The 26,783-nt window shown below is 58.9% G+C and carries 22 protein-coding genes; 15 read left to right on the top strand and 7 right to left on the bottom strand.

Going from position 1 to position 26,783, the window contains the following annotated elements; translation table 11 throughout:
• Positions 1-26: 26 nt before the first annotated feature.
• Complete coding sequence (locus tag CA51_RS16500) at positions 27-404, top strand: hypothetical protein (protein WP_145122335.1); 378 nt, start codon at positions 27-29, stop codon at positions 402-404.
• Positions 405-505: 101 nt separating this feature from the next.
• Here CA51_RS16500 and CA51_RS16495 read toward each other — a convergent pair whose 3' ends face one another.
• Positions 506-1,180 (bottom strand): HEAT repeat domain-containing protein, encoded by a 675-nt coding sequence (locus CA51_RS16495; protein WP_145122334.1) that lies wholly within the window; start codon positions 1,178-1,180, stop codon positions 506-508.
• A gap of 407 nt (positions 1,181-1,587) precedes the next feature.
• Here CA51_RS16495 and CA51_RS16490 point away from each other — a divergent pair, with 407 nt between their 5' ends.
• From CA51_RS16490 to CA51_RS16460, 7 genes are all read left to right on the top strand, one after another.
• On the top strand, positions 1,588-2,322 hold the full coding sequence (locus tag CA51_RS16490; protein WP_145122333.1) for a MotA/TolQ/ExbB proton channel family protein: 735 nt from the start codon (positions 1,588-1,590) through the stop codon (positions 2,320-2,322).
• 6 nt (positions 2,323-2,328) lie between these two features.
• Positions 2,329-2,748, top strand: a complete 420-nt coding sequence (locus CA51_RS16485) for an ExbD/TolR family protein (RefSeq protein ID WP_145122332.1) — start codon at positions 2,329-2,331, stop codon at positions 2,746-2,748.
• Positions 2,748-3,218, top strand: coding sequence for an ExbD/TolR family protein (locus CA51_RS16480; RefSeq protein ID WP_145122331.1), 471 nt, complete (start codon positions 2,748-2,750; stop codon positions 3,216-3,218). Before CA51_RS16485 ends, CA51_RS16480 begins: the two co-directional genes overlap by 1 nt.
• A gap of 254 nt (positions 3,219-3,472) precedes the next feature.
• Complete coding sequence (locus CA51_RS16475; RefSeq protein ID WP_145122330.1) at positions 3,473-3,754, top strand: type II toxin-antitoxin system TacA family antitoxin; 282 nt, start codon at positions 3,473-3,475, stop codon at positions 3,752-3,754.
• Positions 3,751-4,236, top strand: a complete 486-nt coding sequence (locus CA51_RS16470; protein ID WP_145122329.1) for a GNAT family N-acetyltransferase — start codon at positions 3,751-3,753, stop codon at positions 4,234-4,236. Before CA51_RS16475 ends, CA51_RS16470 begins: the two co-directional genes overlap by 4 nt.
• Before the next feature lie 399 nt (positions 4,237-4,635).
• Positions 4,636-5,916 (top strand): metallophosphoesterase, encoded by a 1,281-nt coding sequence (locus CA51_RS16465; RefSeq protein WP_145122328.1) that lies wholly within the window; start codon positions 4,636-4,638, stop codon positions 5,914-5,916.
• A complete protein-coding gene (locus CA51_RS16460; RefSeq protein ID WP_145122327.1) occupies positions 5,913-9,557 on the top strand; it encodes a YhaN family protein in 3,645 nt (1,214 codons plus the stop codon). The genes CA51_RS16465 and CA51_RS16460 overlap by 4 nt, the downstream gene beginning before the upstream one ends.
• Here CA51_RS16460 and nadC read toward each other — a convergent pair.
• Positions 9,542-10,501 (bottom strand): carboxylating nicotinate-nucleotide diphosphorylase, encoded by a 960-nt coding sequence (gene nadC / locus CA51_RS16455; protein ID WP_231745740.1) that lies wholly within the window; start codon positions 10,499-10,501, stop codon positions 9,542-9,544. The two genes, CA51_RS16460 and nadC, sit on opposite strands and share 16 nt — an antisense overlap.
• A gap of 29 nt (positions 10,502-10,530) precedes the next feature.
• On the opposite strand from nadC, the gene CA51_RS16450 reads away from it, so the two are divergent.
• Positions 10,531-10,884 carry a ComEA family DNA-binding protein gene (locus CA51_RS16450; RefSeq protein WP_197451241.1) on the top strand — a complete coding sequence of 118 codons (354 nt, stop codon included), beginning with the start codon at positions 10,531-10,533 and terminating at the stop codon, positions 10,882-10,884.
• Positions 10,885-11,293: 409 nt separating this feature from the next.
• Here CA51_RS16450 and CA51_RS16445 read toward each other — a convergent pair whose 3' ends face one another.
• Entirely contained in the window at positions 11,294-14,842 is a 3,549-nt protein-coding gene (locus CA51_RS16445) for a DUF7133 domain-containing protein (protein ID WP_145122326.1), read from the bottom strand.
• 145 nt (positions 14,843-14,987) lie between these two features.
• On the bottom strand, positions 14,988-16,391 hold the full coding sequence (locus CA51_RS16440; RefSeq protein WP_145122325.1) for a hypothetical protein: 1,404 nt from the start codon (positions 16,389-16,391) through the stop codon (positions 14,988-14,990).
• Between the two features lie 153 nt (positions 16,392-16,544).
• Between CA51_RS16440 and CA51_RS16435 the strand changes: the two genes are divergently transcribed.
• The 5 genes from CA51_RS16435 (at position 16,545) to CA51_RS16415 (ending at position 21,718) form a co-directional block, all read left to right on the top strand.
• On the top strand, positions 16,545-17,069 hold the full coding sequence (locus tag CA51_RS16435; protein WP_197451240.1) for an RNA polymerase sigma factor: 525 nt from the start codon (positions 16,545-16,547) through the stop codon (positions 17,067-17,069).
• Positions 17,070-17,113: 44 nt separating this feature from the next.
• Positions 17,114-18,406 (top strand): hypothetical protein, encoded by a 1,293-nt coding sequence (locus tag CA51_RS16430; protein ID WP_145122323.1) that lies wholly within the window; start codon positions 17,114-17,116, stop codon positions 18,404-18,406.
• Positions 18,321-19,430, top strand: coding sequence for a hypothetical protein (locus CA51_RS16425; protein ID WP_145122322.1), 1,110 nt, complete (start codon positions 18,321-18,323; stop codon positions 19,428-19,430). The genes CA51_RS16430 and CA51_RS16425 overlap by 86 nt, the downstream gene beginning before the upstream one ends.
• 832 nt (positions 19,431-20,262) lie before the next feature.
• Complete coding sequence (locus tag CA51_RS16420) at positions 20,263-21,015, top strand: AP2 domain-containing protein (RefSeq protein WP_197451239.1); 753 nt, start codon at positions 20,263-20,265, stop codon at positions 21,013-21,015.
• Positions 21,016-21,082: 67 nt separating this feature from the next.
• Positions 21,083-21,718 carry an SOS response-associated peptidase gene (locus CA51_RS16415; RefSeq protein ID WP_145122321.1) on the top strand — a complete coding sequence of 212 codons (636 nt, stop codon included), beginning with the start codon at positions 21,083-21,085 and terminating at the stop codon, positions 21,716-21,718.
• 10 nt (positions 21,719-21,728) lie between these two features.
• Here CA51_RS16415 and CA51_RS16410 read toward each other — a convergent pair whose 3' ends face one another.
• Positions 21,729-22,166 carry a hypothetical protein gene (locus CA51_RS16410; protein ID WP_145122320.1) on the bottom strand — a complete coding sequence of 146 codons (438 nt, stop codon included), beginning with the start codon at positions 22,164-22,166 and terminating at the stop codon, positions 21,729-21,731.
• A gap of 193 nt (positions 22,167-22,359) precedes the next feature.
• Here CA51_RS16410 and CA51_RS16405 point away from each other — a divergent pair, with 193 nt between their 5' ends.
• Positions 22,360-23,601 (top strand): outer membrane protein assembly factor BamB family protein, encoded by a 1,242-nt coding sequence (locus CA51_RS16405; protein ID WP_145122319.1) that lies wholly within the window; start codon positions 22,360-22,362, stop codon positions 23,599-23,601.
• 90 nt (positions 23,602-23,691) lie between these two features.
• On the opposite strand, the gene CA51_RS16400 is transcribed toward CA51_RS16405, so the two are convergent.
• Entirely contained in the window at positions 23,692-24,558 is an 867-nt protein-coding gene (locus CA51_RS16400; RefSeq protein WP_145122318.1) for an MIP/aquaporin family protein, read from the bottom strand.
• Positions 24,559-24,727: 169 nt separating this feature from the next.
• Positions 24,728-26,782: a site-2 protease family protein gene (locus CA51_RS16395; RefSeq protein WP_145122317.1), complete on the bottom strand. Its 2,055-nt coding sequence runs from the start codon at positions 26,780-26,782 to the stop codon at positions 24,728-24,730.
• Between the last annotated feature and the right edge of the window lies 1 nt (position 26,783).

The raw sequence follows: 26,783 nt of genomic DNA, 5'->3' as shown, positions 1-26,783 counted from the left end.
GTCAAAATTTCTTTGCAGCCGATGAAATGAAGCCACCGATCTACTTCCTCTTTGTCGAATCGCGATGTGTCGCGACACTGGCCGATCCGCGGGTTGAAGAGATGTTCTGGTGTTCCTTCCGAATTGAACCGGTCGATCAGTGGGGAGACGCGATCGTCCACGATCCCAAGACTTGGGAAACTGTTGGTTTGGTGATCAAAGACCACGATGGCAACGTCACCAACCCGCACGTCTTCTCGGGCGGCTTCGATGACTTTTGCGACCGCAAGACAGATCGCCTCGCCTTTCGATCGCTGTTTCCTACCGCGGCGTCAAAGCGTTCGTGTTTGAGACGCAAGCTTTTGAGTGCCTTCGCGAAGCTCTTCGGGAGCAGCCCAGCAGGACCAAGAATTACCGAATATTAACAGACACGTGGGGATAGATTCCCGACGCGCTTCGGTCGTGGATACGCGACGTCGACGCCTGTTGACGTCGACCGTGTAAGAACGCCCTCTCGTCGACGGCTCTAGTGAGTCGGCGGGTTGCGATTCAGCGAGCGGCGGATCGCGCGGGCTTGAATTCGGGCCGATTCAAAATCGGGACAGATTGCGATCGCGCGGTGCAGATGTTTTAAGGCTTCGCGTTGATCGCCGATCGCGCGGCGACAATCGGCCAGTCCCGACCAAGCCAAATAATGGAATCGGCAATGCCACAAACAATTCCTAAAGGCACAATCGGCGCTCGCGTATTCTTGCAGTCCCAAATAAGCGATCGCCAGTTGGTGATGGGCTTCGGCATAGCGGGGGGCTTGCTGAACAAGGATCATCGCGGGAGTCAGGGCGGCGGCGAATTCGCCGCCGTCGTTCAGATGCATCACCTGCAATAGGTTCTGATGGTGCGATGGTGCCGCATCGCGGACCAAGATCGCTCGAAAGGCATCGTCGGCGATCAATCGGACGCCGCGATCGCGGTCGCTCAATCGATGCCCCAACGCCTCGGTCGCACGGACGTCGCCGACCATGCTCAACGCCAGCGCCGATGCCCGACGCGATTCGCTGTCGCCGCGGCGCAGCAGCGTCAGCAGCGTGTCGACCGTGTAGGACTCGTTGACCGTGCGGAAAAAGTCGAGTGAATCCGACGCATCGAGGTAGCGTCGGTATTGGTTGACGATCCGGGAGGTGCGGGTAGCAGGTTGAGACACGTTTCTATTCTATCCTTCGTTAACGCCATTTTATATTGGCCACAGCTGGTATGCCGGATCGCCACCGTCGCGATCGCTGAATCCTACGCACCAGTTCCTCTCAAGGAAACGGCACACCACTCAGGTAACGCGTCATCGGATGACGGAATTCGAGTCTATTTACGGCCGTCGCAAGGGGCAAAGGTTTATTTGACAGTTTGCTTACGTTCATTTGCCGCCGCCAATCATGGCAGGCATGCCTGTAGTAATGCAAATCAACCGCACAGCTTACCCATCCGGAACAACCATCCCACCTCCCCCGAATCTGGCGGGGTTCTTAATGCCTCGCCCAACAATCGCTACACTGTTACGCTTCGTTCCCTTATCCCCTTCGCTTCGATCCGCGTCCGCAGCCCAAGAGAATCCGAATGCTCAACAGTTCGCTCGCCATGGCCGGCCTGCTAGCTCAAACCGTCGATGCGGACGCCGGCGGTGGTTCGTTTTGGCAGATCCTGTTCAGCGGCGGGATCGTCGGCCTGCTGATCATCCTGCTGCTGTTCTCGCTGAGTCTGATCGCCGCGTTTTTGATCTTCGACCAATTCATGGCGCTACGGCGGGCGGAGGTGATCCCAGAAGGAGTCGTCGAACCGATCCAAAAGTTGCTCGCCGAGCGACGCGTCAAAGAAGCCGACGCCATCTGCCGCCAGAAGCCAAGTCTATTGACCTTTGTGATGATGAGCGGTCTGGCGGAAGTCGATTTTGGTTGGCCGAGCGTCGAAAAGGCGATGGAGGAAGCGTTGGCCGAACAGTCGGCGCGGATGATGCGACGGATCGAATACCTTTCGGTGATCGGCAACATCGCCCCGATGGTCGGCTTGTTAGGAACGGTCACCGGGATGATCTTCGCCTTCCAACGCGTCGCGATCTCGCAAGGCGGCGCGGGTGCAGGCGACTTGGCCGAAGGGATCTATCAAGCGCTTGTGACAACCGTCGGTGGGCTGATCGTCGCCATCCCCGCGTTGGGCGCGTTTGCCGTGCTGCGAAATCGAGTCGATGGTCTGGTGGCCGAAGTCGCTTACCTGGCGCAACATGCGATGAGTGGACTGAAACGACGCAGCGTCAAACGCCCTGTTCCCGGCACGCCGATTCCTCCAGTTCAATAAACTGCGATGCGAACTCCATCACGAACCGGTCGCTCCGATGGCTCAGCCAACATGACGCCGATGATCGACGTCGTCTTCCTGCTGATCATCTTCTTCCTCGTCTCGAGTCACTTGGCGCGGCAGGAGTCTCGGATTCCGTTGGATCTTCCCGTCGCCGATGCCTCCGTCGACCAACCGCCGCTAAACGATGTCTTCACGATCAACGTTCTCCCCGACGGGGCTTGGCAGGTCAGCGGCACCGAGGTCGATCGGGCGATGCTCGACCGATTGCTGCAATCCCATCACGGTGAACATGGCCCCGACGCCGCGGTTCGGATCCGCACCGATCGCAGCGTCGCGTACGGTCAAGTCGAACCGCTGCTTCGCGCCGCCAGCGGTGCCGGACTCTGGAACGCTTCGTTTGCGGTCTACCAGGAGACTCGCTGATGCGTCTGCCCAGTGGTCATGGCCGCGAGCCGTTGGAATTGAAGATGACGCCGATGATCGACGTCGTCTTCCTGTTGCTGGTCTTCTTTCTCTGGACCAGCAGTTTTGAAGAGCCCGAGTTTCTGATGCCCTCAGCGATCGCCGATCCACCTCTCGCCGCCGGCGCGGAAGCGACGCTGCAACCGCCACCAGCCAGCGAACCGTTTGATGAAATCATCGTCCGCATCCAGTGGACAAGTGGTGCGGCGACGCTGTTGTTCAACGATCAACCGCTACCATCGTTGGACGCCCTGCGACAGCGACTGCAAGCGATCCTCGACGTCGGAGTCCTGCCGCCAGTGATCGTCGATCCCGATCCGGAGGTCCCAATGGGCGACGCGATCCGCGTCTACGACACCGCCCGCAGCCTCGGTTTCGACCGCGTCTTCTTCGCCGCCCGAGCCGACACCGCCCCACCATCCAGCAATTGACGCATCCCTAGCTCCCCCCCCCAAAAAAATCGTTTAACCGCGTGGGCAACGCCCCGCGCTTTACAACGCACGCCTCCCCCAATGAAAAAGCCGCAGCTCTATCCGGCTCTCAGATCGAGGTATCAACCGCCATGCGTTAGCATCCGGTCCTTCTGGCAACCTGCCGCAAGCAGATTTACCTCATCCAAAGTTCGCAAAAAAGCACCCGGTCGCCGTACAAACACCGTACAATCGATGATGGAGGAACATTTGTGATGGCAAAGTCTTTGAAAACTGACCGGATCGAAGCGCGTGTCGAGCCTAGCGTCCGCAAGCTGATCGTCGCCGCGGCGCAGCTCGAGGGACGATCGGTCTCCGAGTTTTTAGTCGCTTCCGCCAAGGAACGAGCTGAAGCGGCGCTCTATCGCCAAACGGTCATCCGTCTGACTGCCGAGGATCAACTTCGATTTGCCGAAGCGATCCTCGATCCACCCCCACTTAACGATGCGATGCACGAGGCGTTGGCGTTGCACGAACAGTTGATCGATCCGTCATGACCCGGTTTCGAATCGATCGGCTCGTCAAACAGAATCGTTCCGATTTCGATTGCGGCAATCAAGCCCTCAATGAATATCTTCGACGGCACGCCGGGCAAGATCAGCGACGCCGATGTGCCGTCTGCTTTCTTGCGATCGAAAACGCGACCGATCGGATCGCAGGGTATTACACGCTCGCCTCCGGTTCGGTCGATCTGGATCGATTACCTGCGGACGTCGCCAAACGTCTGCCACGCTATCCCGCCACTCCAGTCATAAAAATCGGTAGGCTCGCCGTCGCGATGACGTTTCAGGGAACAGGGCTCGCTAGTGCGCTTCTTGCCGACGCCTACAAGCGGGTCCTCGAATTGGACGTAGGCGCATTCGCGTTAGCTGTAGACGCGATCGATGACGACGCGGAAGCGTTTTATCAGCACCACGGATTTCTGAAGCTGCAAAGTAGAACAATCGGCGAACGTCTACTCCTGCTCCCTATCGTTTAACCGCGAGGGCAACGCCCCGCGTGCTTCCCCCGCGCCATCCATCGCGTCCCCCCCCAACCGTACCCCGTAGGGCACGCTCTCGTTTAACCGCGTGGGCAACGCCCCGCGCGTCTCCCACACGCCATCCATCGCCGCCACACCCGACGCGCGGCCCGTTGGGCACGCGGTTAAACGAAGCGGGCGAGATAGGGACACCCAGGGACGAGCATGGACCTAACGTGTCAAAGCCGTTGGCGAAGATAAAAACTCAGACGGCACCTAGCACTGATCGATCCCTCGTCGCGCTGTGGCGAGCGGCGGCAAAGACGAGCCCCTACGGCTCCCAATTTGCGGTGAAATCGGCAATAATCAGCTGCGGTGTCGGAGACGAGTTCGAGTCTGCAACGAAAGGAATTCACGATGGTTCGGTTTATACATGCCGCAGACATCCACCTCGATAGCCCGATGCTGCAATTGGAGCATTACGAAGGGGCTCCGGCGGATGAAATCCGTCGCAGCACGCGTCGAGCCCTCACCAATCTGATCGACCTGGCGATCGAGAAGCAGGTCGATTTTGTTTTGATCGCCGGCGATCTCTACGACGGCGATTGGCCCGATCACAACACCGGACTCTTCTTCACCTCGGAAGTCGCTCGGCTGCGAGCCGCCGAGATTCCGCTCTACTTCATCAGCGGCAACCACGACGCCGCCAACAAGCTGACCAAAGCCTTGCCGTTGCCGACGAATCCCGACGGCTCGCCGGTCCAGCTGTCGAGCACGAAAGTCGATTCGGTGATTCTGGAAGATCTGGGAGTCGCGATCCACGGCCGTGGCTTCCGCAAACAGGCCGAGACCGACAACCTTTCCGAAAAATATCCGCGAGCCACCCGCGACCTGCTGAACATCGGGATGTTGCACACCAGCCTGCAAGGTGCTCAAGGTCACGCTCCTTACGCTCCCTGCACGCCGCAGCAATTGGCCGACAAGGAATACGATTATTGGGCGTTGGGACATATCCACATCCGCGAGGACCGCGCGATCGAAGGCTCCTGCCCGATCGTCTTTTCGGGCAACACGCAGGGCCGCAGCGTTCGCGAGACCGGTGCCAAAGGCTGCGTCTTGGTCGAATTGGATCCGATCGCTCCGCCGAAGCTCGAATTTCAACCGTTGGACGTGTGCCGGTGGGAGATCTGCGAGATCGATGCCACCGAGATCGATCGGATCGACGATCTGATCCAGCAGTGCAAAACGCGGATGCAAGCGATCTGCGCGAACAATCCCGATCGCACATCGATCGTCCGGGTTCGCGTCGTCGGGCAGACGCCTCTCTATTCGACGCTGCAAGCGCGGCTGGAACATTGGCAAAGCGTGATGCGGCAGGAGACCTTTGACATCGACGAAGGCTCGATTTGGATGGAGCGGTTGCGCGTTAAAGCGACAGCGCCGCGGGAAGCGATCACCTACGACGCCAGCGGCCCGATCGGCGAACTGCTGCAGACGATCGGCAGCGTGTCGGCAGATCCCGATGCGATGGCGGCGATCCAGTCGGCGTTGGAACCGCTGGTCGCCAAGCTTCCGATCGAACTGGTCGAAGATGGCGATGGCGTCGCTTGGAATCATCAAGATCAAATCCGCCAGTGGCTCGACGAAGCCGAACCGCTGCTGTTGAACCGCTTGGCAACCTTGGAGGCAGACGTATGAGATTCGCATCATTGGACCTAATCGCTTACGGACACTTCCAGAACCAACGCATCGACCTCTCCGGCGGTCAGTACGGATTACACGTCATCTACGGCCCCAACGAAGCGGGCAAGTCGACGACGCTGCGTGCGATCACGTCGTTGCTGTACGGTTTCGACAACGTCACCAGCGACAACTTCCGGCACCAGAACCGCGATCTCCGCGTGGGTGCACGGATCATCGATCACGACGGGGAAGAGATCCGTTGTGTGCGTCGCAAAGGACGTACCGGTACACTCTATTGTGGTGACGACGACAACGCGATCGATGAAGCCGTGCTGCAGAAGATGTTGCGTGGCGTCGACAAAGCCGCTTTTGGCGACCGATTTGGCATCACCCATCAATCGCTTGTCGAAGGTGGCGAGATGATGGTCAAAGGGGACGGCGATGTCGGGCAAAGCTTGTTCGCCGCCGGTGCCGGACTGGGGCAACTGAAACAGATTCAAGATGCGATCGAAGACGAATGTGGCAAGCTGTTCAAAAAGTCGGGCTCCAAGTCGGAACTGAACCGCTTGCTGGGCGAGCTGCGTGAAAAGAAACGCCAGCTGAAAGAGAGCCTGTTGCCGGTCAAAACGTTTGTGAACCTGCAGCAGCAGCGCGAAGAGAAGCAGGTCGAATCGGAGAACTACCGCAACGCGGTCCGCGAAACCCGCACCGAGGTCAAGCGACTGGAAACGCTTCGCGACGCGATCCCTTTGCGCGCCGAGTGGATCCAGTTGACCGAGCAGCTTGCGCCGTTGGCCGACGTGCCGATGTTGAGTCCCGACTTTTCGACGCGGCAACACCAGGCGAGTACGACTTGGGCGGCGAGCCAACAGAAGATGCAACTGGTTCGCGCTCGGATCGAGGATCAACAGAAAAAACTGTCGGCGTTGGGAGCCCCCGATCCGCTGTTGGATCAAGCCGAAACGATCGATTCGCTGGTCCAAGCGGTTGGTGGGATCAGCAAAGCGGCCATCGAACGGCCCGGTCTCGTCAAGCGTCGCGACATGACCCAGGCTCAAATCGTGAGCAAGCTGCGCGGGATCGGCCGCAACGATTCGGACGACGTCTGGAATCTGCAGCTGCCTCACGACCTACGCTCCAAGATCAAACAGCTGGCCAAGCAATACGTGGCACTCACCCAGCGAGCCGACGCGTCGGCGGAGGACCTGGAATCGCTGCAGTTGCAGGTGCAGCAGGTCGATGCCGCGATCGCTGCGATCGAACAACCGCCATCGGCCGATGCTTTGGCCGCGGCGTTACAACAGGCTGGCGATGCGGCGACGTTGGTCGGCGATCACGAAGCCGCACAAGCTGCGTTGGCGCGTGAAAGCCGCGCCGTGGCGACACAGCTGCGAAAGCTGACCGGTCTGGAATGTGACGGGCAGACGGCAACGGCACTCCCCGTTCCTCAGCGTGAAACGATCGAAAAGTGCGCTGGCGAGTGGGAAGCGATCAGCAGCCGCCAACAGCAACTTGTCGAGAAACAGGCCGCGTATACGGACAAGCTGGACCAATTGACGACGCGGTTGCATGAACTGCACGGGGCCGGCGAAGTCCCTAGCGAACAGGAACTGATCGCCGCTCGCGAGCAACGGGATCAACTATCGGCATCGCTGGCAGCAACCGATTCGGCGGCAGACATCAATTGCGATCGCCAAGCGTTTGAATCGTTGATGGCGATGATCGAACAGTGCGATCAGATGAGCGACCGCTTGCGCCGCGAGGCGGAACGCGTTTCCCGACGTGCGACGCTGGAAGCGGAACGCGGCTCGATCGAGCGTGCTCAACAGCGTTTGGCGGAGGATAGCGAACAACTGCAATCGCAGCGACAACAGTTCGCCGATCGCTGGAACGCGATCTGGGCCGATTGCGGACTCCAACCTAAATCGCCGCGAGAAATGCTCGGCTGGTTGACCGAACATCAACGTTTGGTCGAACTGTACGAAGCCCAAGTCGAAGCCGAACAAGCGGTCGCGCGGCACGCCTCGCGGATCGAGCGCGTGACGCAGCAGTTGTTGGCTGCAATGCCAAACGGTTCGGCATCGCCAGCGTCAGACGATCTGGTCGCCTTGGTCCGCCAAGCCGGAGCCGCGGTGGCGACGACGCGCAAACAGCAACAGGAGTACGAGGAGCGTACGAAGCAAAAGCAACAGCTGCAACAATCGCTGCCGCAGTCGCAACGACGCAACGAACAAATCCAAGAGGAATTGGCTCAGTGGCAGGCTCAATGGCGTGAGGTCACGTCGCGGTTGGAGCTAGACGAACAAGCGGGAACCGACGAGGTAGACGGTGTCGTCGAAGCCTACCACGAACTGGTCGTCGACCAAAAAGAGTTCGACAGTTTCCAACGGCGGATCGACGGGATCGATACCGATGCCCGTGCGTTCGACGCTCAGGTCCGCGGCCTCGGTCTGCCGATCAAAGACGCTTCGCTCGACGCGTCGAAGATCGTCGAAGGCTGGGCGAAAGATCTGAAGCAAGCGCAGAAGACACAGACCCAGCGCGAACAGATCGAACAACAGATCGCTCAAGATCAACGCGATCTGACCGCGTTGGAACAGGAACGAATCGACTGCCAAACGCAATTGAATCTGCTGTGCAAAGAAGCCTGCTGCGATGCTCCCGAACAACTGGCGGAGGTTTATCGCAACAGCCAGCAGAAACAACAACTGGAACACCGGCGCCAAGAGCATTACAGTCGGCTGACGCAAATGGCGGGAACCCTTCCTGTCGACGAGTTCCTTGAAAAAGTGGCGGCCGTCGATCCGGAGACGCTTGATCAGGACATCGACGAACTGCACGACAAGCTGGTGGGGCTCGAGGAGGATCACACGGCGTCCTGCCAGGAATTGGGGCAGCTGGATCAACAGCGAAAGGCGATGGACGGCGGTGCCAGCGCCGCCGATCTGCAGCAGGAGATTCATGAACTGCTCAGCCGCATCGACCGGCATGCAGCGCAATATGCTCGGTTGCGAGTTGCCGAGACGCTGCTCAATCGCGCCGTCACCAACTACCGCGATCGGAATCAAGCTCCGATCTTAAAGATCGCCAGCGACTATTTCCGCCGACTGACGCTCGACTCGTACAGCGAACTGCGAGCCGACAACAACGACAAGGGCGATCCGGTTTTATTGGGCGTTCGCGCCGCGACTGGCCAATCGGTCGATCTGCGTGGCATGAGCCAAGGGACAGCCGATCAATTGTACCTGGCACTGCGATTGGCCAGCTTGAAACACAGCTTCGCCAGCAGCGATCCGATCCCGTTGGTCGTCGACGACATCTTGATCCAGTGCGATCTGCAACGCAGCCGCGCCGCGTTTGAACTGTTGGCGGAATTATCGAACGACACTCAAGTGATCTTCTTCACGCACAATGAAGCGTTGTTGGAAACCGCTCGCGAGTGTGTCGATGCCAACCAATTGTTCGTGCAAACGTTGACCCGCGATTCGGTGGAACCGACGGCCGAGGTGAAGTCGCCGACGAAGGCTGAACCAAAACGGAAATCGACAACGAAGGCAAAATCTAAGGCGAAGCCGAAACCAGAATCGAAGCCGAAACCAGAACCTGTCGATGAGCCCGATGACGTCGAAGACGATCTGTTTCAACTGAAGTCGTGAGTCCAGTCGAGGCCAAGGTCCAACCAGCGAGCGGCGTGCGTGAGCGCTCCGCTGCTGATCCGGTCGACGCCCGTTTCGGCGATCTCTCGAATCGTCTCCAGCTTCACGTTTCCCGACGCTTCCAATTCGATCTGCGGACTCTTTTCGTTGCGGATCGCGACCGCCTGCCGCAGATCGTCCAAAGAAAAGTTGTCCAACAAGATGATGTCGGGACCTGCTGGCAACACGTCCTGGAACTGTTCTAGCGTATCGACTTCGACTTCAACGATCTGCGGAGCCTTCATCCCGGCCGATTCGCCGCCAGCCCACGACTTGGCCTTCGCAACCGCTTCGCTCGGCGGAATCGCTTCGCCGGGACCGGCCAACGCCAAGTGATTGTCTTTGATCAGAAACGCGTCAAACAATCCCAGTCGATGGTTTGTGCCGCCACCGCATCGGACCGCGTATTTGTCCATCCGCCGCCAACCGAGCGTCGTTTTGCGGGTGTCGTACAGTCGAGCTTTTGTCCCCGAGATCTGCTGCACAAATCGATCGGTGAAGGTCGCGATCCCGAACATCCGGCACAGCGTGTTCAGTACGATCCGCTCGCTCGACAAGATGTCCCGAGCCGATCCTTCGATCTGCGCCACGATCTGCCCCGCGGCGACGCGATCCCCATCTTCGACCAGCGTCTCGATCCGCAGCTCCAGATTCATCTCGTCGATGATCCAGGGAAGGGTCACCAATCCGGCGGCGATCCCCGCTTCGCGGACCGCCACCTGGCACTTGCCGATCCGATCCTCGGGGACCAACGAAACCGTGGTCCAATCGATCTGGCGATCGAAGTCTTCGCGAACCGCCAATCGAATCAGCTGTCGGAAATCGTCTTCCAAGGGAGCATCGACGCGGATTTGTTGGTATTCGACGGCCATTCCGGGTAACCTTTGCGCTGCGGTGAGATCCATGAATTTTCGAATTCAAGGAGATAGTTTAAGTGGACGACGGACCGATCGAAAAGGAGTCTGCGATGATGCTGCGGTCGCTGCCGCTGCAGATCGGTCTGCTCGCAGTCCTTGGCGTCCTGTTCATCATCAGTCTCCGCACGCCAACCGAATACCCGATCGATCCCCAACCACCCCCGATCCATCTGCCGGTTTGGATCGATCCCAACACCGCCGACGCGATGGAGCTGTCGATGATGCCATCGATCGGCCCGCAGACGGCTGACAGGATCATCGCCGATCGCGAAGCAAACGGCCCCTATCGCAGCCTCAGCGATCTCGACCGCGTCCCCGGCATCGGCCCAAAAACGCTGCAGCGATTGGCGCCGTTCATACATATTAAGTAGCCTTCACCCGCCCTAGCAAACTGCGTTTGGGGAGGGTGAAGTGCCCAGCTTCACCCGCCCGGCGAAGCCAGGGAGGGTCGAAAAACAAGCGTTTAGCGAGTTTTTCGGGGAGGGCCTGCGCACCCGATCAAACGCCTCGGATCGACCTCCCGACGTCCCTCCCCGAACGTCGCTTCGCTCGTTCGACCCTCCCCCAGCAAACTGCGTTTGGGGCGGGTGAAGAGCCCAACTTCACCCGCCCTGCGAAGCCAGGGAGGGTCGGAAAACAAGCGTCTAGCGAGTTTTTCGGGGAGGGTCTGCACACTGGATCAAACGCCTCGGATCTACCTCGCGACGTCCCTCCCCGAACCTCGCTTCGCTCGTTCGACCCTCCCTCGCAAACTGCGTTTGGGGAGGGTGAAGTTGGGTGTTAGGGGCTGGCGGCCGGGCCGGCTGGAGATTCGTCTTCTACGCGTTGTTCAATCAGAAACGCCAGCAAATTTTGAATCTCCTGTTCCGCTAACGATTCGGAAAAATTGCCGGGCATCACCGAGACCGTTGATTTTTGTTGGGTCTCGATATCGTCGGTCGATATGGTGATCTCGCGGCCTGTCGAATCGGCCAGCACGATCGTTTCGCCCTCATGCCGTCGCAGCAGGCCATTGACGACGGTCCCATCGATCGTGACCACCGTCAGGCTGCGAAAGGCGACGTCGACGTTGCGGTTGGGATCGAGGATGTCTTCCAATAGACGCTCGACTCCTCGATTGCCGACACCATCCAATTGCGGACCGACCAATTGACCAGAGCTTCCAATTCGGTGGCAGGCGGCGCAGTTCTTGTCAAAGACGATCCGTCCTGCCGCTGCCGATCCAGCCGTCGACGATCGATGTGCCAACGCGCGATGATGCGCCAATATTTCGGCGAGCTTTTCATTCGCTGGCGGCAATCCTTGGGTTAGCTCATCGATCTGCTGTCGCTGCTTTTCGTTTGCGTTGCGATGCAGCGCGTCGATAATTGCCGGCTCTTGCAGCAATCGGGCCGAAGCGTTTCCGGCGGCGATCGCATCGAATAAGCGATCGATCCCGACGGTGGTTCTCGCCAAACCCGACGCGATCTCGCGTTGCAGCGACGCTGGCGACTGAGCGATCGCCGCGACCAGCCGATCGCGACTGGCATCGGTATCGAAGCCCGCGAGCGCTGCGGCGGCTTGCATTCGCAGGGCGGTCGGTTGCGAAGGATCGGACAACAGGTCGCTGACGATCGCAAACAATCGCTCGGTGCGTCCCAGTCGGATGCTGGTGCGGATCGCTTGCTGCCGGACGTCGAGCGATTGCCGGCGGTCGGAGATCAACAAATCGATTGTATCGGCGAATTGCGAAAGGTTCAGCGAACCGATCAGCTCGATCAGCCGCAACTCCTGCGGTTCGTCCGCCACTTGGACCACGGGCGGTTCAAATCGCCCTGCGGCAATCCATGAGTAGGCGTTTCCCTGATCGGCATCGACGATTTCGATCGCTGCTTGTTGGCCGATCCGATCTGGATCGATCGTCCATGTGTATCGCTGAGCCGTATCGTTGCGGGGAGGCAATTGTTGCGTAATCGTTTTGCCCGAATCGACTAGCACCAACCGAATGTGGTTGGCATCACTCGACTTTTTCTTTGGATGCCCGTTGTGGCCACACAACCAAAAGGAAAGCGTTTCAGGCAGGGGGAAGCTTGGACTGCGCAACACGCCCGTCAAATGTTCGCCGTGCGAGATGCTGTCCCAGAACTTTGCATCGGTATTGCCGTCGGCAGACCCACGATGACGAATGCCCCAGGGTGACTCCGAAGCTTCCTGGCCCGGAACCGGTTGCCGCGACCAATCGGATCCTCCCGCTTGCAGCGTTTGCAATTCGGCAGGTGCCAGTCGCTGGAGCCATTGTCGCAGTTGTCGCTTCAGTTCAGCAGACTCTCCGCCGCGCTGCGTCGCTCCGTCGAAGATCGCCGACAAAAGAGACAGCTGTTGGCCGGGATCGGTTGCGAACCACTGCGGTGCCAGTTTAACGAGCCTCAATTGGGATGCGACCGACGCAGTCCGCGTGATCAGAATCGCCGATCGAACCAAGATCGCGGGATCGATCTCTCGAGGATCGGCAAGTTCGAACACGATCTCCGCAGCGCGGTCTCCGCCACTGACCGATGCGATCTCGAGCAACCGCCGCTGCTGTTCGGCAGTCAATTGCTGGATCGAAAACGAAGCGGTGCCCGGGGCGTGAGGAAGATCACCCGTTTCTAAATGACGCTGCAGCGACAACCGCAGCACATGGATCAAATGCGAATCCTCTGCTGGCGCTGCGTCCCAAGCGTTTAACAATGGGGCGATGTTGGCAAACGTCGGATGTTGTCCCAACGCATCGGCGGCGGCTCGACGGACAAAACCATCAGGATCGCGCAGACCTTGGACGACAAACTGACGTTCCGATTCGAGAAGGTTCTCGCGTTCGGCAAGCATCTTCAGCAGATGGACTCGGACCAACGGATCGGAATCGTTTGCGAAACGTTCGATCGCCTCGGAGTCCATCGCATCCAAACGCTCGAGAATCCATAAGCCATGGGCGCGGGGAAAAGGATCGCTCTCGGAAGCGAGCGTCGCACACAGCGGATCGAGCACTTCATTGGCTCGTGAATCGATCAAATAGTTTGTCGCCAACGTGCGAACCTGGAGATTGGGATCGGAGAGGCGGACGATCAAATCGGCTGTCGACAGTTTTGTCAGATCGACCGACTGAGGAGGTGCCGACGGTGCCCCGTTCCAAACGACGCGCCAGATTCGGCCATGCGTACGGTCGCGATCGGGATCGTCCAACGGCGCCTCGTAGTGACCGATCACAAGGTTGCAGAAATCGGCGATATATAGCGCTCCGTCGGGGCCTACGATCGCATCGACGGGACGGAACCAAGGATCATCGGTCGTGATGAAGTCGGGCTGGGTATCGCACAACAACGTCGAACCGACGCGTCGCAGTTTGTCGCGATGAACGCGACCGGTGACCGGATTGCAGATGAATAGATTGTCGCGGAACTCTTCGGGAAAGTGGTCGGCCGAATAATAAGCCGGGCCGCAGATGCCCGTCGAACCGTGGGCGTGATCGATCATCGAAGGCCCAAACCCAATCGCCGGTTCGGGATTGCCAAAGTGAGGATAGGTCGCGCCACGCAGCAACTGGTAAACCGGTTTGGAATGGCAGTCGGAATCGAAGATGTTGCCCCAGGCGTCGAAGGTGATCCCAAACGGATTGACTTGTCCCCACGTAAATTGCTGAAAGTGCGATCCATCGCTGCGGAAGCGGTAGGTGTTGCCCGAGTCCATCACGACGGTCCGCCCCGCCGCGTCGGTGATTTCGCTGTGATTGGAGAACCCGTGACATCCATAGATCCAACCGTCGATCCAGCGGGTGAAGGCGTTGGCGTTTCCGTGGACGTCGATGTTGCCAAACCGCGAATAGAGAGCGGTTTGCGTGTCGGATCGTCCATCGCCGTCGCGATCGACGACGTGGAAGATCGATGGGATGCCGTAAACCAGTCCCTCGCTGCCATCCTTTAAAGGCGTCTGTCCGATCGGGATATTCAGCCCGTCGACAAAATGCGTCACCTGCGACGCATTGCCGGTCGGTCCGATCTCCACAATCGACAACCGATCGCGCGGCGGATGGTCGCCGCCGCCAGCGAACTTGCCGCGATCGGGCTGCACTCCTTCGCCCGCCGCCGGATAGGGATACTCCACCGAATGCGTCACCCACAAACGCCCGCGGGCATCGAAATTCAGATTCATCGGTTGCCCGATCTCCGGATCGCTGACCACTAACTGGATCTCAAATCCTGGCGGCAATCGAAACCGCTCTCGCTGTTGGTCCGCAGGCGGAGGCGATGGCTGCCCAAACGAACTTGCACAACAACAAAAAATGCAGACAAGCGTCGGTAGCGTGCGGATCATAGCGCAGACCGGAGGAAGGGAGTTTATGGGAAGGGACTGACTGGGCAGCAGCCTTCTGCCTGCCGTACTCGTTGGAAGGCAATGCAATCACCTGAAAGGCCGGTGGTCCGCCGCAACACTTTGAGTGGTGGTTCTGGGACCGTTTTCAGGGAGCGTCCAGTGTATCGGATGCGAGATTGTCGATCCAGAAATGTGAATTCCTTGCGTCATATCGCCAAGCCTGGACGATCGCCTCACCGCCGGTCATCGTTTGCTCCGCCGCAAATGTCCCTTCCACAGCTTCCCCCGACGGCACATCAATCCGCCAGGAATACGTTGTGGAATCGGCGGGCGGGCAGGTGATTCGCAAGCGATAGGGCTGCTGAAGGCCCTGGGGATCGCTTTCGTACGGAATCGAGGCGAGTTCGATCGAGACACCGGATCGCACGGTGCCAGCTAACAGAGTGGATCGACTGTCGACGCGGAGGGCCAATGTAAAGTCGCCTGCTTGCAGAGCGACACCACTGTTGTGCTTGAGCCCTTTGGGGATTCGAGCATCGACGGCAAGCGATTGGTCCGCCGTGAGTTTTACGTTCTTCAACCGCAGCGGCGTTCCTATATATGACTCGTCCTCAGCCTGGAGCACAAATAGTTTCCCGTCGCGAACGGAATGATGTTGATTGAAGAGCGCGAGGTCGTCGATCGCCAACGCTGCCCGCCAGGCATCGCCTTCGAAATCGACGAGGATCGGCAGTGAATCAGTTTGTTTGTCTGGAGAGCTCGTCGCAGCCGGAGTTGCCTGCTGTGCAGACCGAAACTTTTGATCGAAGACGTCGGTCAGACTTCGCGTTTTCGGATCCGATGCGACATGTCGTGGTGGCTGCGGAACACCCGCGATTATCGGCTTATGGACAATATGTCGCCGCGGCGCTGCTGGATCGACTTTGGCGGTGACAGTTTTCGTTGCTGGGGTGGCTATCGTCGTTGGTCCGCGGGTCGCCAAGTAACCGCCGCCAACGACGACCAAGACCGTCAGGATCGCCGTACCGCCGAGCGCAAACTTGCGTTGACGTTTGCGGCGCGAATGCTTTTGGGGCGGTCGGGTTGGAATCCGCAACGACGGTCCGTGACGGATGGTTTCCGATTCGGCTGGTGGGCGGTCGGATGATGGATTCTCGACGTCGTCGGTTTGCGGAGCCGAGGAAGCGACCAGTTGGCGGTCGTAGGCTTTCCGCAGAGGAGGGCTCAACAAAACCCGCCGCGCGTCGGCGAGTTCGGCGACCAAACGCTTCGCCGGATCTCGTTTTGCGCCGACGCCGACTTGTCGCAGATAAGCGATCTGACGGTTCGCGGCGACATCGATCACATCGGCATCGCTCTCAAATCGCTCCAGCCCCAGCAGACGATACAGGTTGGCTGGCTGTTGGTCTGGAGGAATTCCAAGCCACTGGTGATACGGATCAAATTGCGGCTGTTCGCTGGCGGCGTTCATGAATAACAAATCCAACGGGTCTGCCGGGGCGATGCCCGCGATCGTCGACGGCTGCAAAGCTGTTTTTGCATCCGCCAATTCACTGCTCTAACATTGTCGCAGATCGCAACCGAGCAGCGCGGAAAAAATCTTTTCAAATTGTCTTTGAGTTTTCTGCCGCTGCGAGTGTCTAACGAGCAAATGGACCTCGGGTTAACAACGAACGAGCTGGCATGTCCAAAGTGGATGGTTATGAATGAGGCGAGCTCGAATGGGAAACCGTTGTCGCACGCCACTTTGGAACAAGCGGTCAGCGAGTTGTTGCCGTATTGGCTGCGGATGGCTCAGCGACTCTCAGGCGACCCGGAAATTGCTGAGGAAGCCGTCCAGGACGCCTTGGTTCGCGTGGCGAAATCGTGGAAAGGGTTCCGCGGGCAAGCGACGCTGCAAACCTGGGTTGGGCGAATCGTAATCCATTGTGTTCGCGATCGAATGACCGCTCGCAAGCAACCAACCGGATGCCAAGAGGCGGCGCCGGACGTTGTGGCGAAGTCGCGCGGGCCCGTGGAGGAATTGTTGGCGAGCGAACAACAGCAGCGGGTTCGCACGGCGATCGGGTTGTTGCCCGATCGGCAACGGGAGGTGCTGACGTTGACGATTTGGGAGGCCAAATCGGTTGCCGAAGTGGGGGAGCTGTTGGAGATCAGCACGCAGAACGTTTACGCGACGCTCCACGTGGCGCGGCAACGATTAAAAGAGATTCTACGCGAGGAGTGAGCTTTGAGCTCACCAAGGCACGTAATCGAAGTTGAGTCAAAGTGATGTCGGACCAAAATTCCAAACCGAACCGCGATCTGCTGGACACCGAATTGGACGCGCTGTTGCGGGCTGCCGATCCAGCGCGGCAACCGATCCCCGTCGAACGGGTTCGTCAGCAGTGGGATATGTTGGCTGCGGGGCGCCGACGCCGGATCCGTCGGCTGCGCTACGGCGGGCTGGCGACCGCCGCCTGCCTGCTGCTGGCGTTTGGGATCGGCTGGCAGCTGGAGTTTGGCCGTGATCTGAAAAACAGTCGTCATGCGAACGTTCCGCAAGATCCGGTTGCGGTTCCAACGCAGCCAACTGTCACCAACCAAACGCCAACGACTCCACCGCAACGTCCTGAGCGACCGGAAACAACAACTGAACCAACCGAAATGTTGGCGGAAGCTGAGCAGCAGTCGCCTGCCGAGCCGACCGACGTTCCGGCAGCCAAAGAAGCTTCGTTAGTCGAACAGTTTGAGCAGGCGATCGCGGCGTTGTCATCAAACGATCTTCGCGAAGGATACCGGGTCGTGGAACAGCTGCGTCGTTTGCCGCGGCCTCAGCAGCGCGAACTCCTGTTGGCGGTCCCCGAAATGCAAAATCAAGCGACGCGTCGGCAAGCGATGGCGCTGATCACGGCTGCGGCGGGCAACGATGCGACGGCAGTCCACACGGCTTGGTTGTCGTTTGATTCAACTCGCGACGATTCTTGGCAAGCGATGGTTGATCGCAGCGATGCGTCGCAATGGTCGGCTTTGATTCCGCTAGCCAAAAGCGATCAACAGAAGCGCGTCTTGTGTCGCAAGCTGGTTGCCGATTGGCAAGCGGCGGGGCTGGATCGGATTGTCGAATTGGCGTCTGCGGCGGCGTGGCGTTCCGCGGTTCAAATCGAAGCGGCGGCGCTCGATCCTCAAGCTTCGAAGCGACTGCTGAAGATTATCGATGCCGATTCGCAACCTATGCGTGTCGCCGGCGGCTTTGTGTTGGCTGCAATGAAGCGTCCCGAAGTCGACCGCGTACTGATTCAGTTGATTGTCCAAGGCCGCAGCCAAATGGCGGCTTACCAAGGATTGATCATTCGCAACACAACCGAGGCTCGTCAGTTTCTGGCGCACGCGTCGGTTCAATTTGAATTGTCGCCCGCATTTGCGGCCGCTCGGCGACGTTGGATGACATGGGGGCCGCAAGCTTTTCAATGGGTATCTGAAACCAGGAGTCGAAACGATGTTCAAGACGGCATTCTTCAAGACGATCCTTTGTACCAGCTTCGTGTTGTTGGCGTCCCCGGCCGGGGCCCAATCCGCGGATGACACCCAACCGATTATCCGCGTTTACGACGTCCGCGATCTCACCGATCCGCAGACGAGTTTGTTGGGTGATTGGTTGACGGGGGAAAATCAAGCGAAAGTGAGCGGCCTTTCGCATGGAGTCTTAGGTGGGGGCGGGTCTGGCGGTGCCGGATTCGGCGGCGGGTCTGGCGGTGCCGGCATGGAGGGTGGAGATGCTGGAGGCGGCGGCTTCTTCTCGATCCCCTCTCACATCCAACCGCAGTTTGGTGGTGGCGGTATGGGAGGCATGGGCGGCGGAATGATTGGTGCCGCAGCGAATCCCATGTTTGAATTGATGAACCTGTTGACGCAGTTTCGCGTCGGCGATGCACAGCTTTCGCATTTGGGACATTTGTTAGTCGCAAAGGCGACGCAGCGCGGCCATCAAGAGCTCGAAGCGGTGCTCCAAACGCTGCGGGAAAATTCGCTGTCGACACCAACGATCGAGGTCGCGCTGCGGTTGGTCGCAATCGAGTCTGCGGAGTCGGGCGAGTTCCACCGCATGGAGACCGCCGACATCGAAGCATTGGCTAAGCGAAAGGATGCGATCTCCGCGACCGTTCGCTGCGGTAATGGCCGGATCGGCACGATCGCATCGGGAGCGCGACGCAGTTTTGTGATCAGCGCGGTCCCGGTGGTTGGGGCTAACGGAAGCAACAGTTCGAGCGGACGAAGCGTCGGCTATTCACCTCGCGTGATCACACCGATGATCGGACTGGTTGGCAAGGTTCGACCAATCCTCGATCGCGGTGCGTCTGGGGATTCGCGTTCGGCACAGATCGACATTGGAATTGCTTATTCGATCGGGTCCGATGAGATCCTTTCGGCGACGTTTGGCAACGGGACAACGATCGATAGGATCGACCTCACCGCGATGGAATATGAAAGCCAAGTCAACGTGGTCGAGGATCGATGGACACTCGCTGGTATGTCGACGGCTACCGATGGCTCTGGAGAGCAACAGGGGCACATGGCGGTCGTCGTTCAGTGGCGTGAAGTCCGCTAGGAAATCGACAGTGTTGTCGGTCGCCCGCCGACGTAATCTCTCACGCTGGAACCGCTCCAGCGCGGCCGCCTCGCGGTGGCGATGATCGCTGCTGTTGTCAATCGCCACAACAAATTGGGGTTGCGGGGCGGAACAAGCGGCGATGTCGCGGCCCAAGTAGCCTGCGGAACTGCTTGGAACCGCCCATAGGTGGTGATTTGTTGTGCTCGCCGGGCTCTCTGCGATTGTGTCCTTCGATGGATATGTAGTTTTGCGATGTAGCGTAGCTTGAAACATCGTCAAACTCCGTCGCCTCTTGCCGACTCTGCGCGGTTTCGCTAACCGAAACTTTCTCCCGGCATCTCTTTTGGTTGTACATTTTCGTGAAGCGTATCGCCGACCGGTGTCGCGCTGTGAAGACGAAGGCAACCGATGACCTGCCGCGGTTGGTAGCGACCTCCTACCGATCGACCGGCTAGCCCCGCCGGGCTCGGATGTTGAACGTGCTCACATGGCACATAGATGTCGAGATGTTAACTCTTGTACACGCACTTAAGCTTGGTGACGGTGTTAAGGTTTCGGTAGTCAGCTGCCAGCGACGGGAAAATAGTCGAAAACCTTGCCGGTACACAGTTGTTCAATCGTTGCTATTTCCCTTGACCGGTGTATAGAATTTGACGGTTTGTTATGACAGACGAATCGTCTTGTTCGGCCAGGGGTGCTGCGTTGGCGTTGCGACAAGTTAGAAGAGGTTCAAAAAAAACAGGAACCGACACGGGACAAGCCAGTCCAAACAACTAGGGGCCCGAATGTCGACTCAACTCTCTTTAGAAACCAATGGGATCAAAATAACGTGAAAAAACGAATGAACCTCACGCGGATGGATCACGAAGGCTGCCGCGGCTGGTGGGTCCGAATCCAACGCGGTGACCAGCATGTCAGCAAGTTGTTCTCCGATGGCGTCTACGGAAGCACGCGAAAAGCGGAGATCGCGGCGACGAAGTTCCGCGATGAACAACTGAAAGAACTGCCGGCTCGCGTCTTCAAGGGAAGCAAGGGCCCACGCTTGAACGCCGCTGGTTATTACCTGCGGACTCGCGTGCGTCGCGGTAAAGACGAACAAGCTTGGGTGGCAATCTGGACCGAAGACGGCCGCCAATTGGAGAAGTCGTTCAGCATCAATCAACACGGTAACGCAGCGGCCAAAAAGTTGGCGAAGGCTTATCGTCAAGAGATGGTTGAAAAGTTGATCGGTGGTGGCGGCGAGACGAAGGCGACGAAGAAGGCGCCCGTCAAGAAGAAGGCTGCTGTGAAGAAGACCACGACAAAGAAGGCGGCTGCGAAAAAGTCGGTCAAGAAGGCTCCTGTCAAGAAAACAGCTAAGAAGAAAGCAGCTGTGAAGAAGACAGCGGTCAAGAAATCGCCAGTTAAGAAGGCGACGAAAAAGGCAGCCGTCAAGAAGAAGGCAGCTGTGAAGAAAGCGGCCGTCAAGAAGAAGGCTCCCGTTAAGAAGACAGCTACCAAGAAAGCACCCGTGAAGAAGGTCGCGAAGAAGGCAGCAGTGAAGAAGAAGGTTGCGAAAAAGAAAGCGACCAAGCGTCGCTAGTCGACGTCGCGTAAATTGAGGCCGCCGATTGCGGCGGCCCGTCTGGAAATGCGGATTTCGTTCTCCAATGTGTCACCGATTTCACATCAAGACCGGCGCTCAAGCGATCGCCGATATGTTGGGTGCGACAAACCAATGTGAGGAGGGAGCTTTCCAGCAGGAATTGTTCCCGCTCGCAACGGTTCCTGTGATCCGCGCTGACGCCAGTTCGTCGCTCGAACTGGTCGCGTGCCACTGGAGCTTGCTGCCCCGAACGTGGAAACCATCGGCCAAATATCCGACTTGGAAGTCGTTTGTCCGCAAGTATCCAACGTTTAATGCTCGCAGTGAATCGATCGATGAGAAGCTATCGTTCCGTCAATCGTTCGCCGACCGCAGAGCGTTGATTCCCGCCACCGCGTTTTTTGAACACGGTTTTTATTTTGGTCTGGAAGGTGTCGAGACCTTCTGGTTTGCGGGGCTCTGGGATCGCTGCACCGTCGCGGAAGAGACGATCGAGACCTGCACGATCGTCACGACTCAAGCCAACCGATTGGTCGGGCGGCATCATCCACGCAATCGGATGCCGGTGATCTTGGCCGACGAAGATGCCCGCAAGCGGTGGATGGATCCTGCCATCTCGCGGCGCGGCGAACTGCAAGATCTGTTCCGTCCGTTGGCTGACGATCGAATGACTCACTGGCCTGCCGAACCGGCACAATAATCGAGCGCGGTCAACGTTCGATCCGGCGGCGAACCGCATGCGCGATCAAAAAGATGCCGCCGATCAACGCGCCCGTTAAATAGCCTAGAGGCACTCCCAAAAAGATCGCCGCGGCGATCAGGCCGCCCAAGCTGGCAGCGTCGGCAAACCAAACGGTCGCCAGGACCGATACCACGCTGGCTAGGATCGATGCGGCCCGCGGCGATGCGCCGGCGAAGAGCACGGCTTGCGCAACGCCGACCAACGTCACGAAGCCTCCCCCCCACAGCACCATCGTATCGGTGGCTCCACATCCGCGAAGCACCGCAAACATCAGGGCGTAAGAAGTTGTGACGGTCAACATCGTGGCTAGATCAAATCGCCGCGGTGCTCCGTAGACGCTCAGCTCCGCCAATACCGGCGGCTCGGCAGTCTCCGCCACGATTGGATCTTCATCGGATTCAGCCATCCCACCGTCCCCATCGATTTAGCTCGCCGCAGCCTTCCAGAGCGGGCTTCCGGTTCATCCCATCACACGCCGGATCAATGCCAAGTATCATAACGGTTAATGCAACGCTCGACGGTGCCGGTGGCGATGGAATTGCGATGGAATTCGGACACCACAGCGTAACAAATCGATATTCGAGAATGGAGAACCTTTGATGCGATGTTGCCTTCTTTTGCTGCTGGTCGCGCTCCAAGCTTCCACGGTTCTGGCTTCCGACTGGCTCGCCTGGCGTGGTCCAACTGCGGACAACCATGCCCGCCAGGGAGAATCGGTCCCAACATCGTGGAGCGAAACGGAGAACGTGCTCTGGAAGACTCCCGTTCCCGGCCGCGGCCACGCCACGCCGATCATCGTTGGCGATCGCATCTATTTGGCTACCGCCGACAAGACCAAAGACGTGCAATCGGTTGTCGCCTTCGATCGTCAAACGGGAGCCGAAGAGGGCGTTATCGTTGTGCATGACGGTGGCGTGGACGTTAAGATCCACAGCAAGAACACCTATGCCAGCCCAACGATCGCGAGCGACGGAAAGCGGCTGTACACCGTGTTTGTGAACAACAAAGCGGTTTGGGCATCGGCGATCTCGATGGACGGAAAGATCTTGTGGCAGCAACGGGTTGGCGAATTCGCCCCTAAGAAGTACCCGTTTGGATACGGGGCATCGCCGGTGGTCTACCGAGACGTTTTGATCGTCGCCAATGAATACGACGGCCCCGACAGCGGTTTGTACGCGTTTGATACCGCGACCGGCAAGCCGCGTTGGCAAGGCGAGCGGCCCCAGCATTCTAGTTTTTCATCGCCGATCGTGGCCAAAGTCGCAGACCGCGATCAGTTGTTGATCAGCGGGTTACGCCAGATCGCATCGTTTGATCCAGTCACCGGTCGGTCGTTGTGGCAAGCCGATGGAACAACCGATGCTACCTGCGGCACGGTGGTCTGGGATGGCGACCTCGTCTTCGCCAGCGGCGGTTTCCCCGACTCGGGTACCTTTGCAGTCCGAGGCGATGGATCGGGAGAGGTTGTCTGGCAGAACCGCGTCAAATGTTATGAGCAATCGATGCTAGTCGTCGATGGCTATCTCTATGCCGTCGCCGATTCAGGTGTCGCATATTGTTGGCGAGCATCCGACGGGGAGGAGATGTGGAAGCAACGGCTGAAGGGGCCCGTGAGCGCATCGCCGCTGGCCGTTGGCGACACGATCATGGCGAGCAACGAGCGTGGAACCACGTATGTCTTCAAAGCGAATCCGGAGCGGTTTGAAGAGCTGGCTGAAAACCAATGGGGCAACTCGTCGTTTGCGTCGCCAGTGGTTGTCGACGACCGGATCTATCTGCGTCATGCCAAAGGCGACGGAGCGGATCGGCAAGAGTTTCTGGTTTGTATCGGCGAACAGTAGATAGCGAAGGCGTTCGCCGGGCCTTCGCTAACGTAGTGCTTGCTCGATCGGATCGATCCGCGGCGTCGCGACCGCTGCGGGCAGAGAGCGTTAGTTGCCCGCTGGTGTTTCGCTTTCGGCAACCCAGCGGCCTAACATCAGTTGGTATATGCCGATGCCCAACACCGATCCTACGATCGGCGAGATGATGTAGACGGTAAGGAATCCTGTTCCCTGAGCTCCCGGCAAGGCGATCGAACCCCAGCCAGCGAAATAGGCGAACAAGCGAGGGCCAAAGTCGCGAGCCGGATTGAAGCAGGCCTGCGTCAGCGGGGCGATCACGCAGATCAAGGCCGCGACGGTCAAGCCGATGAAGACGGGAGCAAAGTTGCCCGGGCCGGCTTGGTTCTTCGAATCGGTCACCGCGATCACCACCAAGGCAAGGATCGCCGTGCCGATGATTTCAATCAGACAAGCGATAGGCTCGGTGACCAATTTGTTGTGTTCGGCGTGGGCTGTCGCGTCGTATAGATCGGGAGTGCCCGCCATCCCGCCGGGATTCGGAAAGTACTCGCCATAACACATCGCTGTTAGTTCGCTGCCCGGCTGGCCACGAACGACTCCCTTCTGCTTTTCCTTCGCTGCCAGATACGGCTGGAAGACAGTAAACAACACCGCCGCGGCGAGGATCGCTCCGGCCAGTTGCGATAACACGTAAGCGGGAACGCGTGCCCAAGGAAACAGGCCCCAAGTCGCCAGGCCGCAGGTGATCGCCGGATTGATGTGAGCACCGCTGATCGAACCGACCACATAAATCGCCAGCATGATCGAGATGCCCCAGACGATGCCGACCTGCCACAACCCTTGCAAGTCGCCCATCAGGACCGCGACGTGGACCGCGCCACATCCGAAGAAGATCAACAGGAACGTGCCTAGCACTTCGGCAACACAACACGCGGACAATGGGCGATCGGACATTGGCAAACGATCCCGAGATTCGAACAAGAGAACAAAAGATTTGACCGGAGACTGCCAACGGCAGGGTCGCTAGTTTCGCATGAAAGAATCGGGAACGCAACGCAGCGGCATGCAGGGGTGAACTGCTGCATAGTCGTTGTCGTTTGCCTCGCTACGAGGGCGTCGCTGGTTAGAAGGTCTCACGCCATCCGCGAGCGACGCGGTGAGCGAGGGTTTCCGGCGGAGCGGTTACTTTTGCACTAACTCGCGTTCCGGCAAGAGCGGATGTTGTGTCGGGCAGCTTGCAGATGATCCGGAACTTTTCCGCTCCGCGCACCGCCGCTTGCATCTCCCCTTCGCGGATCTCTGAAATCGAATCGACGCGGCTTTCGATAACGCCGATCCCGTTCTGATCGAATCGAATCCGCACGCGGCTGCCGGTGTCGATCAAAGCCCGTGCCTCGGCGTCCAACTCCAACACGACTTCCAGCCGCTGGGGATCGCCGACGCGGCACAGCTTCGTTCCTTCGGCTAGATGTTGGCCTGTCAACTCGCGCAGTGAAACCTTTGCCGCCCGAACCGGATCGATCATCGGGAGGACAATTCCAGCGGTGGTGCTGCAAATCGTCAGCTGTTGAACCTGCCGTTGCAGGAATTCGACCCGCTGTTGCAATCGATCCGCCGTCGCTTGTTCGCTGTCCCATTGGTCCATCAATTCGGGATTCGAGAGCGCCCGGCGGCGGAGCGAAGCGACGCGGACGCCAGCTTCCGCCGATTGAGAGACCAATTGAATCTGTTCGTGCAACAATTGAGGGCTTTCCAACTGAACTACCGATTCTCCCTCGGCGACGCGTTGGCCGAATTCGACATCGACACGATCGACGCGTCCGCCGCTGCGAACATACAGGGTTGCCGCGTCGGCGTAATCGACGACTCCCGTCGCGGCGATCCGTCGCGGCAACGGAACGAGAAACAGCACTACGACCGCTGCGATCGCAGCGCCAATCAAAACCGCGCGTCTCATTCGATTCACTCCCTTCCAGGCGTCGTCACCGCGCGCCACGCGGAATAGTTTAAGGAACATCGGCAGGACCGCAGCGACGATCAATCCACTCGCCGCGAGATATCCCAGTGGCAACAGCCGCGCGGTATCGGCGACGGCGATCACCCAGCTGGCGATCGCCACAACGGCCATCCATCGCCACGCGGTCGAAGCGGCATGAAACAAGACCAACCATCGCGCACCGCGTGGTCGCCAAGGGATCGCATCGCGAAACGCATCGCCAGCCAGCGGAGCGACGATCGACGACCGCCACGCCGCGGCAGCTTGGCTGCGCAAGTTGGGGACGTTGACGAGATCGCTGAGTACGTAATATCCGTCGAACCGCATCAACGGATTTAGATTGAACAGCAGCGTGCTGACGCCGCAAACGAACATCAAGTTCATGCATCCAAAATGAACCGGTCCGACGCGCGACGACCACCAAATTAACGTTGCCACCGCAGCGAGGATCGCTTCGACATAGACGCCCGCCAGCATGACCGCGGCGCGTTGCCAACGGTTGGGCAGCGACCACGAATCGGTCACGTCGCAATACATGCACGGAGTACCGCACAGTAGCAGTACACCAATCTCCGGACATCGCGCCCCAAACTGACGGCAGACGACACCGTGCGCCAGTTCATGGACGACTTTGGTAACGATGATCGTTATCGCCAGCGGCAGCCAGTTTTGGGGACCAAAGAAGGCATGGAAGGATGGCAACGCTTGGGAGAACTGTCGCACCTGCGTCAGCACCACCGCGATCGCCAACCCGATGACCGCCATCCAAAACGCGATGGCGGGTTTGCTGAACAGCCAACGCGTTCGGGGGACCAGCCAACTCAGAATCCGCTCCGGATCGATGCCCGGCAAACGCAGGTAAAACGGATTGATTCCCGATCGCGATCCGCCACGCCGCGATTGCGGAACCCCTTGCAACAACTGCTGCTCTGCCGCTTCGGCGATCAGCTGCGGATCGGCATCTTCCAGATGTTGCAGCTGCTGGTAGTCCGACTCCGACAATCGCACGACCTGCCGAGCCAATGGATCGCGAACCAACCAATACCGCCGGCCTTGGTGATAGGTTGGTGTCGCTTGCAGATCGGTGCGAAGCCGTACCCGCGGCGCAGCGTTTACCGCCGGCCGGTCCAATGGTTTGTCGGCGGGCGGTGGCTGATCGGCAGCGGCGATCGCAGGGTTCAAC

Origin of the sequence: Rosistilla oblonga (genome assembly GCF_007751715.1) — a bacterium.
GTDB classification, from domain to species: Bacteria; Planctomycetota; Planctomycetia; order Pirellulales; family Pirellulaceae; genus Rosistilla; species Rosistilla oblonga.
The sequence above is the reverse complement of the archived record's forward strand: the minus strand, read 5'-3'. Positions and strand labels throughout refer to the sequence as shown.

Excerpts from the sequence above, each read along its gene's own strand:
- CA51_RS16435 (WP_197451240.1), top strand. The coding sequence starts at position 16,545 with ATGAATGAGGCGAGCTCGAATGGGAAACCGTTGTCGCACGCCACTTTG.
- CA51_RS16460 (WP_145122327.1), top strand. The coding sequence starts at position 5,913 with ATGAGATTCGCATCATTGGACCTAATCGCTTACGGACACTTCCAGAAC.
- CA51_RS16430 (WP_145122323.1), top strand. The coding sequence starts at position 17,114 with ATGTCGGACCAAAATTCCAAACCGAACCGCGATCTGCTGGACACCGAA.
- CA51_RS16410 (WP_145122320.1), bottom strand. The coding sequence starts at position 22,166 with ATGGCTGAATCCGATGAAGATCCAATCGTGGCGGAGACTGCCGAGCCG.
- CA51_RS16490 (WP_145122333.1), top strand. The coding sequence starts at position 1,588 with ATGCTCAACAGTTCGCTCGCCATGGCCGGCCTGCTAGCTCAAACCGTC.
- CA51_RS16415 (WP_145122321.1), top strand. The coding sequence starts at position 21,083 with ATGTGTCACCGATTTCACATCAAGACCGGCGCTCAAGCGATCGCCGAT.
- CA51_RS16485 (WP_145122332.1), top strand. The coding sequence starts at position 2,329 with ATGCGAACTCCATCACGAACCGGTCGCTCCGATGGCTCAGCCAACATG.
- CA51_RS16470 (WP_145122329.1), top strand. The coding sequence starts at position 3,751 with ATGACCCGGTTTCGAATCGATCGGCTCGTCAAACAGAATCGTTCCGAT.
- CA51_RS16425 (WP_145122322.1), top strand. The coding sequence starts at position 18,321 with ATGTTCAAGACGGCATTCTTCAAGACGATCCTTTGTACCAGCTTCGTG.
- CA51_RS16445 (WP_145122326.1), bottom strand. The coding sequence starts at position 14,842 with ATGATCCGCACGCTACCGACGCTTGTCTGCATTTTTTGTTGTTGTGCA.
- CA51_RS16400 (WP_145122318.1), bottom strand. The coding sequence starts at position 24,558 with ATGTCCGATCGCCCATTGTCCGCGTGTTGTGTTGCCGAAGTGCTAGGC.
- CA51_RS16465 (WP_145122328.1), top strand. The coding sequence starts at position 4,636 with ATGGTTCGGTTTATACATGCCGCAGACATCCACCTCGATAGCCCGATG.
- CA51_RS16475 (WP_145122330.1), top strand. The coding sequence starts at position 3,473 with ATGGCAAAGTCTTTGAAAACTGACCGGATCGAAGCGCGTGTCGAGCCT.
- nadC (WP_231745740.1), bottom strand. The coding sequence starts at position 10,501 with ATGGATCTCACCGCAGCGCAAAGGTTACCCGGAATGGCCGTCGAATAC.
- CA51_RS16500 (WP_145122335.1), top strand. The coding sequence starts at position 27 with ATGAAGCCACCGATCTACTTCCTCTTTGTCGAATCGCGATGTGTCGCG.
- CA51_RS16405 (WP_145122319.1), top strand. The coding sequence starts at position 22,360 with ATGCGATGTTGCCTTCTTTTGCTGCTGGTCGCGCTCCAAGCTTCCACG.
- CA51_RS16480 (WP_145122331.1), top strand. The coding sequence starts at position 2,748 with ATGCGTCTGCCCAGTGGTCATGGCCGCGAGCCGTTGGAATTGAAGATG.